Below are 13,599 nucleotides of genomic sequence, written 5' to 3'. Positions count from 1 at the left end.
GCCCTTCGGACCGATGTGCGGTCCCGGGACCGGCGGTCGTCGACGGGCAGCTGTACGCGAATGCCCAGTTCTACGCTCTGCCGCCGAATCGAGCGATGTAGTGCCAAACCTTCTTGACGTCCTGCGGATCGAAGGATGCACCCCGTGCGAGCCCCAGTACGGCAGGCGTCAGCCGCCTGCCGTGCGCAATTTCTCGGGCAAGGTCGATCACGGCCGCTCCCCGGTATTCGGGATGTTCGGCTATCTCGTCGACATCGACCGCGTATCCCTCGTGCCACAGCACCGGGCACGTGAGCGAGTGGGCGATCTCTTCGATCAGTGTGCCCCGGTAACTCGGATCCAGAACGAGCGCCTCGACGTCCGTTCCGATGTCGACGGCGCCGTGGACGTGCGCCTCGATGTAGTGGTCGAGCGGATCGTCGAGCTCGGCAGCCCGTGCGGCGTCGACCAAGCTCATCGCTTCGGCCGTTCCGAAGAGATCAGGCTCGAAGACGCTGTCCGGAAAGCAGAAGGTGGTGCGGTCGAGTGTGTGCTCGGCAAGCCGGAAGTAGGACGAGCCGAACCGAGGGGATGCCCCGTAGGGATCGGCGGAGAAGTTCAACGATCCGTACTTCGGCCGTTCCGAGGGCTCTCGCTCGTCGTAGGCTCCGCCGAATATCCGACTCTCCCAACGCCAACGATCGCCGCCGTGATGCGCCGTCAGTCCGCCGTTGCTCGTTCGAGTCTCGAACTGGGTCACATAGGTGCCTTGACGTGCGATCGAGGCCAGTGTCAGACCACGTTCAGACGGGAGGTCCGGATGAAAGTGCAACGTCACCCGGCGATTTCGATCCAACGGGCCGCCCTTCGAGAGACCGCTCACGTGCGCAATCGCGGCAGACCAAGGAGTGGAATCAACAGGCATTCGCCCATTATCCGGATATGGAAGCAGCGCCGGTGAAGAAATCGACCAGTGAATACGGTGTGCCTTCACCGAGGCAGAGATCAAGGATCACGTGCGAGTCCGCGGCCTCGGATGCGCTGCGCACGAACATCGCTTCTTCGTACTCGGCGAGTGCCCCTTCGATGTCGTCGGGGTGCGTGGCGATCGCCTTTCCCAGTTCGGCGCCGTCGAACATCGCCAAGTTCGCACCCTCACCGGACGGGGACATCAGGTGCGCCGCGTCACCGAGGAGCGTCACCCCAGGCACGCGATCCCATCGGTGCTCGTCGGGAAGTGCATGGATCGCGCGCGGAATCGGAGCGGTTTCGCCATCGGTGATCAGCGCCGTGAGTTCCGGTGCCCAACCGTCGAACTCGGCCGCGACCCGCGCTGTCGCAGCGGCGGCGTCGGTGAAATCGATACCGGCAAACCACTCCGCCGGACGGTTCAGCTGAACGTAGGTGTGCACGATGTCTCCCGCCTCTCGATGCGCGGCGATCGCTTTTCCTGGTGCGGGCGCGTACATCGCCCCGTCCCCGACGGCTTCGGCTGCAGCCGAATGCTTCTCGTCGACGTCGTAGAGGTAGGTCTCGACGAACGTGGTGCCGACGTATTCCGGCTTCGCATCGGAGAGCAGCGGCCGGACCTTCGACCAGGCACCGTCTGCACCGACGAGAAAGTCGGTGGTCACTGTCGAACCGTCGACGAAGGTCAACTCGTGGCGATCATCTCCGAGCGAGCGCACAGTGTCGACTTTGCGTCCCCATTCGATCGTGTAGTCCGGAAGGGAATCAATCAGGATTCGACGGAGGTCGCCGCGCAGCACCTCGGGACGTGCTCCCGTGCCGTCGTCGGGTTCGTCGAGGAGCACGGCGGCGTGTTGATCGAGTACGCGCGACGCGGCGCCGCCCGCGTGGATGATCGCGCGGAACTCGTCGGTAAGGCCGGCAGCGTCGAGCGCGGCCTGACCGTTGTGTTCGTGGATGTCGAGTTGACCGCCCTGCGTGCGAGCTTCTGCCGACAGTTCCGCCTCGTAGATCTTCGACCGAATTCCATGAACGTGAAGGACACGCGCGAGGGTCAGACCGCCGAGGCCCGCCCCGATGATCGTTATCGAGTTGCTCATGTTTGTTCCCTTTCAGGCTTCGATTGGAACGTCGTTCCAATGACATCTTGGAACGGCGTTCCAGATATGTCAAGATGGTTCGCATGGCGACCAGGAATCAGCGGACCGAACGACGTACGGATGCGCTCTCGAAGGAGCGAATCGTCGAGGCTGCGATCGAGATCCTCGACGACGAGGGCGAAGCCGCGCTGACATTTCGCGCACTCTCCGCACGCCTGGCAACAGGTAGCGGGGCGATTTACTGGCACGTTGCCAACAAGAGCGAACTGCTCGCCGCGGCGACCGACGACGTCATCGCCCGCGTGACAACCGGTGCAACCGAAGGCGCAGCCCCACGGGAGGCGATCCGGACCATCACCCTCGGCGTGTTCGACGCGATCGACGCCCACCCCTGGGTCGGCACCCAACTCTCACGTGAACCGTGGCAATCAGCGGTGATGCAGATCTTCGAAAGTCTCGGCGAGCAACTCCAGGCGCTCGGCGTTCCCGAATCGGCACAGTTCGACTGCGCGTCCGCGCTCCTGAACTACGTGCTCGGTCTCGCCGGACAGTACGCCGCGGGCGCCCGTCTGCTCCCCCGTGAGACAGATCGGTCCGCTTTCCTCGCGGGCGTCGCCACGCGATGGGAAGAACTCGACTCTGCGAAGTACCCGTTCCTCAATCAGGTGACGGCGCAGTTGCGCGACCACGACGACCGAGAACAGTTTCTGGCAGGCATCGAGCTCATCCTCGCGGGGATCGACACCGTCCGATAGCGGCCGTAGCCGTCAGCGTGAATGAACAGCGGTGTTGGATCCGAGCGCTATATCGAGGAAATCTCTTGCCGCACCGCGCAATCCGCGATCGGGATCCCAGACGGCTTGGAGTCGACGCGGCATCCGCAAGCCGTCGACGTTGACCGCGACCAGTCGGCCGTCCGTCAGGTCGGCGGCAACTGCCAGCGACGACAGAACAGCCGGGGCGTTGCCTGCCACCACCGCAGCCTTGACAGCGGTACACGAGGTGAGCTCGAGCAGCGGCGGCACACAATCGGGAACAGCATTCTCGAGCGTCAGGCGCGTACCGGACCCTGACTCGCGCTGAATCAGCGGTGTGCGTGCGAGTTCCTCGACCGGAACGGGCACACCATTCGCCCAGTCGTGTCCCGGCGGCACAACCACGACGAGGTGATCACGCGCTACTTCGCACGACGCGAGCGCCGACGGCACATCCGGCCCTTCGACAAATCCGATATCGGCCTGGCCGGCCTGAACTTGAGCAGAGACGTCCGAGGAATTGTGCAAGCTCACCGACGCCACGACGTTGGGGAACTTGTGCCGCATCGCGACCGTCCATCCGGGAACCAGATACTCGGCGATGGTCATGCTGGCGGCAACCGTGACGGCAGCATCACGTTCACCGCGAAGTGCGGCAACTCCCGATGCCATTTCCTCGGCACTGACGAGGATGTGACTTGCCCACTCGAGAATCAGACCGCCCTCGGCGGTGGGACGAACACCGGTCGCCGCTCGATCGAACACCTTGATTCCGAGTTGGCGTTCGACCGAACGCACCCGGGCGCTGACCGCCTGCTGACTGAGTCCGTGCTCCCGGCCGGCAGCACCCATGCTGCCCAGACGCCCTACGGAAAGGAGGACGTCGAGGGCACTGAGTTCCGGCACCCGAGGAGACAACGACATAGTCCCAAGATTAGACCCACAAGGCGAGTTTGTGGGCATTCAAGAACAACCGGTCTACCGGTACGGACCGGATGAGACGACAGTGAAATACATGACCACCACAACGAGTTCCACCTTCGCCCACATCACTCCGAACTGGTTCGCGGCAGCGATGGGAACGGGAATCGTGTCGGTGGCCGCCGCTTCGCTCGAACCGGAGATCGAGGGCTTGAAACTGGTCTCCGAGATCTTCTGGGTTCTGGCGGTTCTCGTACTGTGCGCCTTGATCGGAGCATTTGCCACCCATTGGTCACAACATCGATGTCAGGCCCTCGCCTACCTGCACAGCCCCGCGATGTTCCCCTTCTACGGCGCCGTCGCAATGGCACTCCTGACCGTGGGATCCGCAACCGGCATCACCGGCCCGGACTTCCTCGGCCACGACGTGGCGATCACCGTGTCGCTGACACTGTGGACACTCGGCACGGCACTCGGCCTGGTCACCTACGTCGTGATGATGATTCGACTCGTTCGAGATGCCGGGATGGCGACGGCAATGCCGTTCTGGCTCATGCCCGTCGTACCTCCGATGGTCTCGGCCACCACCGGCGCAGCGGTCAGCACCCACATGCCCGAAGGCGCTCCACGCATCGCGGTACTGGTTTTCTGCTACATCCTGTTCGCTCTGGCGCTGACCGCCGCCATCGGCATTCTGGTAGCCGTCGCCAGGCAGTTCGCACGCAACCGTTCGGCCGGCGTCGACGTGATCCCGTTCAATGCCATTCCCTCACTGTGGATTCCGTTGGGCGTGATCGGACAGTCGATCGCGGCATCCAACCTGTTGGCCGCCGCCTCACGGCATGCACTCAGCCCCGAGCATGCCGACACCCTGCACGAATTCGGGATCGCCTACGGAACCGTCGTCGGAATCATCGGCGTGATCGCGTTTGTCACCGTCACCGTCGTCACCATCCACGCACTGCGCCGCGGCTTGGACTTCTCGCTCGGCTGGTGGAGCTTCACCTTCCCCATCGGAGCATGTGCCGTCGGAGCGAATGCCTTCGGAGTCGCCACCGGTTCCACCCTGATCCTGGGAATCGCACTTGCCCTGCTGACCGTACTGATCCCCATCTGGGCAACCGTCGCGGTCAGGACCGTCCGGTCGATCCGCAGTGGAGTTCTACCGGCGGCTGCATGAATTCGCACCGATGAGTTTTGGCTCGCCGTACGGTCTGTACTCACGTAGACCATTGTCGAGAGCAGGAGTACACGGTGAGTCAGTTATTGCGAGTGCAGAATTTCGGCGTTTCGAGTGACGGAATAGCCTGCGGTCCGGACCAGAGCTTCGAGAGCCCGTTCGGCCTGGACCACGGTGAAATGTTTGCGTGGGCAGGAGCTACGGCCAGCTGGCCCAATCGCACCGATCCCGGCGGCAGCCGAGGCCTCGACGACTATTTCACGCGGGACTTCTCCAACAACATCGGCGCCGAAATCATGGGCCGCAACAAATTCTCACCCTACCGCGGCCCTTGGGAGAATCTCGAGTGGCAGGGCTGGTGGGGCGACGAGCCACCGTTCCACACCCCGGTTTTTGTCTTGACCCACCACGTGCGGCCGTCGTTCACGCTATCGGACACGACATTCCACTTCGTCGACGCCGACCCCGCGACGGCCCTCGCGCAGGCACGTGAGGCAGCGCAGGGCAAGGACGTTCGACTCGGCGGCGGAGTCAGCACTATCCGTGAATTCCTCGACGCCGATCTGGTCGACACGATGCACATCGCTGTCTCCCCGATCGAATTCGGATCCGGTCTACGACTGTGGGAGACACCTGACGAGTTACTCGACCGCTTCAACCTCGACGTTGTGCCGAGCCCGAGCGGCGTGACGCACCACCTGTTCTGGCGGAAGTGACGTGTTGGGGCAGCTCCGTAAACGGGAGCTGCCCCAACAGTTACGCACTATTCGCCGGTCTCGACCTGGCGCCCCGACTGGTACCACGCCATCGTTCCACCGGCCACCGAAACGGCATTGATGCCGCGAGCCTGCAGATACTCAGCGGCTTGCAAGCTCCGACCACCGACGGCGCAGATGATGTACACCGTTTCCGCGTCCGGAATTTCACCCACGCGAGAGACGAATTCGCTGAGCGGAATGAGCGTCGCACCGGGAACTCGGACCTGAGCGAACTCGTCGGCCTCACGGACGTCGATCAACGGCTCACCCGCTGCCAAAGCCGTGTCCAGTGCATTCAAATCGACTTCCAACATTTCTTCTGCGCCTGCCTTCGTGTTCGCCGCTGTCCGAATAGACGGTACCCGCGCGTTTTCGTGCAGCTCCCTTTACGATCTGACAATGACCAATACGGTTCCCGAAGAGTCCGGTTTTTGGAGTCGCCCCACCGTATGGAAAGTGCTCCTGCTGATCGTCGTCTACCTGGCGTTCTATCTTGCTGTCGGGCAGGTTACCTCCAGGGTTTTTGCAGACCAGATCGACACGGACAATGTCGTGGCAAGCGCCTCCAGCATCCTCCTCGGCGTCGCATTGCCCATCGCGATCGGCGGGATCGCCCTGCTGGTTTTCACGACAAAGGTCGGCTGGCTGCGCGGCGTCTTCGGCCCACAACCCATTCGTGGGCGCGGTTGGATGTGGATCGGTCCGATCATCGTGGTCGCCGCCATTGTTGCGCATCTGGCGGGAACCGATTGGAGCGCTTGGACCACCGGCGAGGTAATCGCCCTGCTGGTGCTCGGTGCGGGCGTCGGCCTGACCGAGGAATTGGCCACCCGTGGCCTGGCAGTGAAGATGTTGCGCGACGCCGGCCACCGGGAACGCTTTGTCGCCGTCGTGTCGTCCCTGGTGTTTGCACTCATGCACACCGTCAACCTCATCGCCGGGATGAAGGCGTCAACCGTTCTGGTCACCGTGGTCTACACCTTCGGTTTCGGTATGTGCATGTACCTGACAATGCGTGTGACGGGCACGATCTGGGCCGCAATCGTGTTACACGGCCTCACCGACCCCACCACAATTCTCTCGACCGGCGGGCTGGACACTTCGGTGACCACGGAAGTGAGCGGCGCCGCCGCCATCACCTCTCTACTGACGGTCCTCTTGGTCGTCTTCGGGGTGATCGCCGTCTTCCTCATCCGAGATCGAATCGGCGAAGAACGGCACACACCCGTCTCGGCCTGACCGACCGCGACCGTACAAGACATACTTGTGCCCATGCCTTCTCGAACCACGTACTCGTTCGCCGTCGTGACTGCATCGTGTCTGCTGGCACTCTCCGGTGCCGTCACTCATGCCACCGCGGGGGTTCCGACAACTCCCGAAGTCGCGACCACCGAATCCATCGCGTCGGAATCGATCAGCGATCTGTATGCAGCCAAGGGTGCGCATGAAGTGGCTGCCGATTCAGTTCCCGGGTACCAACTGTTCTACCCAGCCGGCTTGTCGTCTGATGGCAATCGGCATCCCGTCGTCACCTTCGGCAACGGCAGCTATGCGACTTACGAAGAGTACGAAGCGCTCCTGCAGCATCTCGCTTCTTGGGGTTTTGTCGTTGTGGTGGCCGACAGCAGCGTCACCGGCGACGGGACGGAGATCTTGGGGGCTGCCCAGTACGTCGTCGATCAGAACACCAACGCTGAGAGCATTTTTCACCAGCGGATCGACACCGACAACATTGCCTCGGTCGGACACTCCCAGGGCGCCGGTGGCGCGATCAACGCGGCAACCCAGTCCGCGAATCTGATCACCGCCACGGCGGTACTCGATTTGCCTGACCCGTGGTGGGCCTCGCGACCTGTCGACGTGATCGACGTGGCCCAGTTGACCGGACCGACGTTCTTCATGACCGGCGCCGACGACCCGGTCTCCACCGCCGATCCGCAAGCTGAGTACTTCGACAAAACCGCCGGGCCGGCGGTCCGCGGCAGACTGCTTGGCGTCGGCCACAATTGGGCCGCAGATGGCGAAGGATTCCGGGGCTACCTCACCGCGTGGCTGAGATTCACCCTGAGCGGCGACCAGACTGCCGCACGTGCATTTGTCGGCGACTCGGCGGAAATCCTCACCGATCCCCGTTGGGACCGGCAAGCGATCAAGGGTTTGTGATGACGATCTTGCCGTAGGCCTGCCCGGATTTCTGCTGCTCGAAAGCGTCAGCGAGGCGGTCGAGGCTGTAGGAAGAATCTATGACGGGACGAAGCGCCAGGCTCTCCAGCCCGGCGACCATCTCCTCCTGATGTGCACGACTGCCCACCAGAACACCTTCGATGGTGACCTGTTTGGTCAGTAGCGAAGTCAGGTCGATCGACGACGAGGGGCCGTTCATGATGCCAAGCGCGCAGATTCGCCCGCCTGGTCGGACTGCCGCCAGAGATTGGCCGAGGGTGGACGGCCCGCCGACGTCGAGGACGAGGTCGATCCCGCCGCTGAGCCGCATCGCTTCCGAACCCCAGTCCGGGCGCTCACGGTAGTTGACCACGTGATCGGCACCGAGCTCGACCAATCGTGCCATCTTGTCGGGGGCCGACGACGTTGCGATCACCTGAGCTCCAACAGCTTTGGCCAGCTGGACGGCAAACAGCGCCACCGTGCTGGTCCCAGGGATCAACACCGACGACCCTGGGATGATCGGGACTCCGGCAAATAGTGCGCGCCACGCTGACAATCCCGCGGTGGGCAAGGTAGCGGCTTCCTCGTAGGTGTAGTTTCGCGGCATCACTGTCACAGCAGATACCGGCACGGTGACGGTGTCGCGGGCGAACCCGTCGACACCGTCACCCGGCGAATTTCCGAATCCGTCGAAATCCGGTGTGCCGCTCCGCCAATGCGGCAAATAGGTGCTCATCACGCGATCTCCGACGCTGAACTGCGTTACGCCGTCTCCGACCGCAACGACCTCCCCGGCAGCATCGGACAACAGGATCCGCGGACCGTCGGTTGCTATCTCTCCGGTCGCCACGAGGTAGTCATGGTGGTTGAGCGAATTCGCGTGGATCGCGATCGTCACCTCACCCGCACCCGGGCCCGGGGTCTCGATCGTCCTCGATTCGAGGTTGTTCAATCCTCCAGGCGGGAGTACGTACACGGCGCGGTTGGTCATGGTGTGGATCCTCGCACGAATGGTGATCGGGTGACGTTCGGAAAGGGTTCTGCTGCTCAGAGGAGGGAAGCGGTGAACCCTCCGTCGAGAACCAGGCTGCTGCCGTTGCACCACGACGACTGGTCGCTCGCAAAGAACACTGCGGCGGCGGCAACTTCCTCGGTCCGGCCGTAGCGCGTCTGCTTCGTGACCATCAGGTCGTCGAATCCCCCGGACTCGAGGCCGAGGGCATTCTCGAAATCCTGCTGGTGACTCTTGACCAGGTCGGTATCGATGAATCCGGGCAGCAATGCATTCGCGCGGATTCCGTGGAAGCGAAGTTCGGCTGACAGGGTTTCGGTGAGATTGCGAACTGCTGCTTTGGCTGCGGCATAGCTGCCGATCAAAGGCGAGCCGGTGGTCGACGAGATCGACGAGATGTTCACGATCGAACCGCCACCGGATGCGACGAGAGCGGGCAGCGAATGACGCACTGTCAAGAACACTCCATCGAGGTTGACCGACATCACTTTCCGCCAGTCCTCGAACGAGGTCTCGATCAGCGGGGTCGTGGTGGCGATACCGGCGTTGGGTACTACGACGTTCAGTCCGCCGAACTCTTCGACCGCTCTGGCGACGAGATCCTTGACCTGCTGTTCGTCGGTGACATCAGTGGTGACAGCGATAGCTCCGTCGATCGAGTCCGCCACTGCCTGTGCTGCGCCACCGTTGATGTCGGAGACCACGACCCTCGCGCCCTCCGCCCCGAACGCCCGGGCAATGGCGGCGCCGATTCCGGCACCTGCGCCGGTGACAATTGCAACTTTGTTCGCGAGAAGATCGGACATGTCAGCGTTCCCCTTCAATTCTCGGTCGGGACGTAGAAAAGCAATTCGGGTCCGGTGTCGCCGGTGGTCGCGATGGCCTCGGACATGTCGAGAGTTCCGTCGCCCAAAGCACTTCCCAACGCCTGCGCGGTGCCCGCGAGATCTTCCGTGTCGAGTTGATAGATGCTCAGGTAGCGGCGCGCGGGCAATGCATCCTCGGGCAGCAACTGCACATCCGCCAGGAAGAATCTGGAGGCGGAGACAACTCCGGGCACTCGTTCGACGACCTGCGGAATATGCACGTCGTCGTACCAGCGGTTGAACGCATCCTCCGAAGACGGATCGGCGGGGTGTACGTGTGCGACGAGAATCGCTGTGCTCATGAAGTTCCTCTTCGACTCGAAGTGCTTTTGGTTCAGCGCGTTTGGAAGGCGACGATATTCACGCGCAAGGCAACTGACCGCGGCTGCGTGTGGTGAATCGATCGCGCTCAAGCGACAACCCTAGGGAGCAAATGTGACCCGCACCATATGCTCGGAGGTCAGAGTTGAGCTCCACATTTGTCCTCTCGGCACAAAACTGTCTCTCGGCACTAACATGGTGGCCAGAATCAGGCGTTAACGGAAGTCTCGCGATTTGGCCGTAACTCGCAGATCCATCAGCTGCATCCGGTCTGCCACGACGGTGACAGCGCCTTCTGCATTCTGCACCTTCCCTCGAATAAGCAACGCCGGCGCCGTATTTGCCAATTTTCGGTACTTTGCCCACAACCCCACCGAACACACGACGTTGACCATGCCGGTTTCGTCCTCGAGGTTGATGAACGTGACGCCCGCAGCTGTGGCCGGACGCTGCCGGTGTGTGACTGCTCCCCCCACCAGCACACGGTCACCGTCCGGGATGTCGAGAAGTCTCGACGCCGGCACCACGCCGAGCGCGTCGAGCTGTGGGCGGAGGAATTGTGTCGGGTACGTGTCGGGAGATACTCCTGTCGCCCAGACATCCGCCGCCGCCAATTCGACGTCGCTCATGCCGGGCAAGGTGGGAGCTGTGACCGACGCACCGATACCGGGCAAGCGGTCGGGGCGCTCCCCCGCCGCAGCGCCCGCTGCCCACAGCGCTTCTCTACGCGAGATACCGAAGCTGGCTAGCGCACCGGCGGTCGCCAGCGATTCAGCTTGTGCGGTAGTCAGTTCCACCCGCCCCGTCAGATCGAGAAACGACGTGAATGGTCCACCGAGGTCGCGCTGTTCGACAATTTTCTCGGCGAGTGCATCGCCGATGTTGCGCACTTCCCCCAGCCCCAGCCGAACCTCGAATCCACCTGCCTCGACGGTGGCATGCGCGAGGCTGACATTGATGTCTGCACCGTGTACCTGCACTCCGTGCCGGCGCGCATCGGCAACCAAGGACTGCGGCGAGTAGAAACCCATGGGCTGCGCGCGCAGAAGTCCGGCGCAGAACGCAGCGGGATGATGAAGTTTGAACCACGAGGAGTAGAAGACCAGCGCGGCAAAACTCTGTGAATGGCTTTCCGGGAAACCGAAATTAGCGAATGCATAAAGCTTTTCGTAGATCCGGTCGGCAACCTCGTCACCGATGCCGTGTAGGTCTCGCATGCCCTGATAGAACCTCGCGCGCAGTTGTTCCATCTTCTCGGTGGAGCGTTTCGATCCCATTGCCCGACGCAATTGATCGGCCTCGGACGGCGTGAAGCCCGCAACGTCGACGGCCATCTGCATCAACTGTTCCTGGAACAGCGGAACCCCCAACGTGCGTTCGAGTGCCTTCTCGAGCGACGGATGGTCGTAGGACACAGGTTCGAGTTTGTTGCGCCGACGAATGTACGGATGCACTGATCCGCCTTGGATCGGCCCCGGACGGATGAGCGCGACCTCGACTACCAGGTCGTAGAAGTTTCGAGGCTTCAGACGCGGCAGTGTCGCCATCTGCGCACGTGATTCCACTTGGAACACACCCACCGAATCTGCCCGCTGCAACATCTCGTACACCGCTGTTTCCGACAGATCGAGTTGCGCCAAATCGACTGTGATGCCTTTGTGTTCGGCTACCAGGTCCATCATGTAGTGCAAAGCTGAGAGCATGCCGAGGCCGAGCAGATCGAACTTGACCAGCCCAGCGGCAGCGCAATCGTCCTTGTCCCATTGCAGGACACTGCGATTGGCCATCCGCGCCCACTCCACCGGGCAGACGTCGGCGATGGGACGATCGCAGATGACCATGCCGCCCGAGTGGATACCGAGGTGCCGCGGATAGCCTTCGATCTGCGCCGCCAGTTCGAGTACCGGACGCGGAATATCGGTATCCGCATTCTTGTCGATACCACCCCACCGGCCGACCTGCTTACTCCACGCATCTTGCTGTCCCTGCGAAAAGCCCAGCGCCCGAGCCATGTCCCGCACCGACGACTTTCCTCGATAGGTGATGACATTGGCGACCTGCGCGGCATACGTACGCCCGTACTTCGCGTACACGTGCTGGATCGCCTCTTCCCGGCGGTCGGACTCGATGTCCACGTCGATGTCCGGCGGGCCGTCACGTTCAGGCGCAAGAAACCTCTCGAACAGCAGTTTGTTGCGAACCGGATCGACATTGGTGATGCCGATCGCGTAACACACCGCCGAGTTCGCAGCGGAACCTCTTCCCTGACAGAGGATGTCGTTGTTCTTGCAGAACGACACGATGTCATGCACCACCAGGAAATATCCGGGAAAGTTCAATCCCTCGATGATGGCAAGTTCATGTTCGAGCTGTTCGTATGCCTTCGGTGCACCTTCCGGCGGTCCGTAACGTTCCAGCGCCCCCACCATGGTGAGCTCACGCAACCACGACGCCTCGGTATGCCCGGCTGGCACGTCGAACGGTGGCAATTTGGGCGCGATGAGCTTGAGATCGAAAGCGCACTCACGACCAAGATCGGCGGCACCACTGACAGCCTCGGGATAGAGCGAGAACAGTGCCGCCATCTCCGCGCCGGACCGCAGGTGCGCTCCGCCGGTAGGGGCCAACCATCCTGCTGCCTCGTCCAAGCTTTGACGCGACCGCACAGCCGCCATTGCCATGGCGAGGCGTCGACGCGGAGGAGCGGCGAAGTGCGCGGCGGTGGTCGCCACCGTACGTAGTCCATGCTCTCTCGCCAATTCGGCCAGAACGGCATTGCGCTCGTCGTCCTCCGCCAACCCATGATGAGTGAGTTCCACCGACACTCGCTCCGCCCCGAAACGCTCGACCAGATCCCCCAAGGCATCCGCCGCTGCTTCGCGACCACCCGACGTCAAGGCTTGCCGCACATGACCTTTCCGGCACCCGGTCAGGATCTGCCAGTGGCCACCGGCCGCTTCGGTCAGCACGTCGTAGTCGTACTGCAGTTTGCCCTTCTCGCCGCCCGCCAGATGCGCGGCAGCGATCTCCCGCGAGAGCCGGCGATACCCTTCCTGCCCACGGGCAAGTACCAGGAGGTGCGTTCCACCGGGATCTGCCGTGCCGGTTCTGGGTACCGAATCCAGAGACAACTCGGCCCCGAACACGGTGCGCATTCCCCATTCACGTGCGGCTTCCGCAAACCTCACCACGCCGTAGAAGCCGTCGTGATCGGTGACGGCGATAGCTTCGAGCCCGAGACGCACTGCTTCCTCGACCAGCTCTTCCGGCGGTGATGCACCGTCGAGGAAACTGAAGGCCGAGTGAGCGTGCAGTTCTGCGTAAGGAACTACACCGGCACCACGGGTGAGCTCGCCCGCGTGGTACTCGCCGCGCTTTCTTGACCAGGCGGGGCTGTCGCTTCCATCGCCCGGAAACAAATCCTCATGTTCCACACGGCCGGGTCGTCCGGAAAGCACCCGTTCCATCTCGGACCACGTCGGCGGCCCATTTCCCCAACCCACACTGACCTCGCACCTGATCGAGTCGGCCGTCAGGGACGACCGACTGCTCGAGGATGCCGAAAGGGAAGA

General features: G+C 62.6%; 13 protein-coding genes. 5 read left to right on the top strand and 8 right to left on the bottom strand.

The window, feature by feature from the left end:
- Nucleotides 1-70: 70 nt before the first annotated feature.
- Nucleotides 71-904, bottom strand: coding sequence for a DUF3626 domain-containing protein (locus tag M0639_RS09880; protein WP_064074915.1), 834 nt, complete (start codon nucleotides 902-904; stop codon nucleotides 71-73).
- A gap of 7 nt (nucleotides 905-911) precedes the next feature.
- The gene (locus M0639_RS09875; protein ID WP_007727411.1) at nucleotides 912-2,048 is read right to left on the bottom strand and encodes an FAD-dependent oxidoreductase; all 1,137 of its coding nucleotides are present in this window, start codon (nucleotides 2,046-2,048) and stop codon (nucleotides 912-914) included.
- 74 nt (nucleotides 2,049-2,122) lie between these two features.
- Here M0639_RS09875 and M0639_RS09870 point away from each other — a divergent pair, with 74 nt between their 5' ends.
- On the top strand, nucleotides 2,123-2,803 hold the full coding sequence (locus M0639_RS09870; RefSeq protein ID WP_007727412.1) for a TetR/AcrR family transcriptional regulator: 681 nt from the start codon (nucleotides 2,123-2,125) through the stop codon (nucleotides 2,801-2,803).
- Between the two features lie 12 nt (nucleotides 2,804-2,815).
- Here M0639_RS09870 and M0639_RS09865 read toward each other — a convergent pair whose 3' ends face one another.
- A complete protein-coding gene (locus M0639_RS09865) occupies nucleotides 2,816-3,727 on the bottom strand; it encodes a LysR family transcriptional regulator (RefSeq protein ID WP_030535095.1) in 912 nt (303 codons plus the stop codon).
- A gap of 91 nt (nucleotides 3,728-3,818) precedes the next feature.
- Between M0639_RS09865 and M0639_RS09860 the strand changes: the two genes are divergently transcribed.
- Together M0639_RS09860 and M0639_RS09855 are read left to right on the top strand one after the other, a co-directional pair.
- Nucleotides 3,819-4,904, top strand: coding sequence for a TDT family transporter (locus tag M0639_RS09860; protein WP_042449826.1), 1,086 nt, complete (start codon nucleotides 3,819-3,821; stop codon nucleotides 4,902-4,904).
- A 74-nt stretch (nucleotides 4,905-4,978) separates the two neighbouring features.
- Nucleotides 4,979-5,620: a dihydrofolate reductase family protein gene (locus tag M0639_RS09855; protein WP_003940771.1), complete on the top strand. Its 642-nt coding sequence runs from the start codon at nucleotides 4,979-4,981 to the stop codon at nucleotides 5,618-5,620.
- Nucleotides 5,621-5,667: 47 nt separating this feature from the next.
- Here the strand turns inward: M0639_RS09855 and M0639_RS09850 are convergent, their stop codons facing one another.
- Nucleotides 5,668-5,976 carry a rhodanese-like domain-containing protein gene (locus M0639_RS09850; RefSeq protein ID WP_003940684.1) on the bottom strand — a complete coding sequence of 103 codons (309 nt, stop codon included), beginning with the start codon at nucleotides 5,974-5,976 and terminating at the stop codon, nucleotides 5,668-5,670.
- 85 nt (nucleotides 5,977-6,061) lie between these two features.
- Here M0639_RS09850 and M0639_RS09845 point away from each other — a divergent pair, with 85 nt between their 5' ends.
- Nucleotides 6,062-6,901 carry a CPBP family intramembrane glutamic endopeptidase gene (locus tag M0639_RS09845; RefSeq protein ID WP_064074953.1) on the top strand — a complete coding sequence of 280 codons (840 nt, stop codon included), beginning with the start codon at nucleotides 6,062-6,064 and terminating at the stop codon, nucleotides 6,899-6,901.
- Nucleotides 6,902-6,934: 33 nt separating this feature from the next.
- Nucleotides 6,935-7,825 carry a dienelactone hydrolase family protein gene (locus M0639_RS09840; RefSeq protein WP_007727417.1) on the top strand — a complete coding sequence of 297 codons (891 nt, stop codon included), beginning with the start codon at nucleotides 6,935-6,937 and terminating at the stop codon, nucleotides 7,823-7,825.
- Here M0639_RS09840 and M0639_RS09835 read toward each other — a convergent pair.
- The 4 genes from M0639_RS09835 to M0639_RS09820 all read right to left on the bottom strand — a co-directional run bounded on the left by M0639_RS09835 (nucleotide 7,812) and on the right by M0639_RS09820 (nucleotide 13,530).
- Nucleotides 7,812-8,819 carry a zinc-dependent alcohol dehydrogenase family protein gene (locus M0639_RS09835; RefSeq protein WP_007727420.1) on the bottom strand — a complete coding sequence of 336 codons (1,008 nt, stop codon included), beginning with the start codon at nucleotides 8,817-8,819 and terminating at the stop codon, nucleotides 7,812-7,814. The genes M0639_RS09840 and M0639_RS09835 overlap by 14 nt on opposite strands.
- 56 nt (nucleotides 8,820-8,875) lie before the next feature.
- Nucleotides 8,876-9,646, bottom strand: a complete 771-nt coding sequence (locus M0639_RS09830) for a glucose 1-dehydrogenase (protein WP_003940866.1) — start codon at nucleotides 9,644-9,646, stop codon at nucleotides 8,876-8,878.
- 14 nt (nucleotides 9,647-9,660) lie between these two features.
- A complete protein-coding gene (locus M0639_RS09825; protein WP_007727425.1) occupies nucleotides 9,661-10,008 on the bottom strand; it encodes a hypothetical protein in 348 nt (115 codons plus the stop codon).
- 234 nt (nucleotides 10,009-10,242) lie between these two features.
- Nucleotides 10,243-13,530: an error-prone DNA polymerase gene (locus M0639_RS09820; protein ID WP_058039040.1), complete on the bottom strand. Its 3,288-nt coding sequence runs from the start codon at nucleotides 13,528-13,530 to the stop codon at nucleotides 10,243-10,245.
- Nucleotides 13,531-13,599: the final 69 nt, after the last annotated feature.

This window comes from Rhodococcus qingshengii JCM 15477 (assembly GCF_023221595.1).
GTDB lineage: Bacteria > Actinomycetota > Actinomycetes > Mycobacteriales > Mycobacteriaceae > Rhodococcus_F > Rhodococcus_F qingshengii.
Note: the sequence above shows the minus strand (reverse complement) of the source record. Positions and strands in the feature narration are given on the sequence as shown.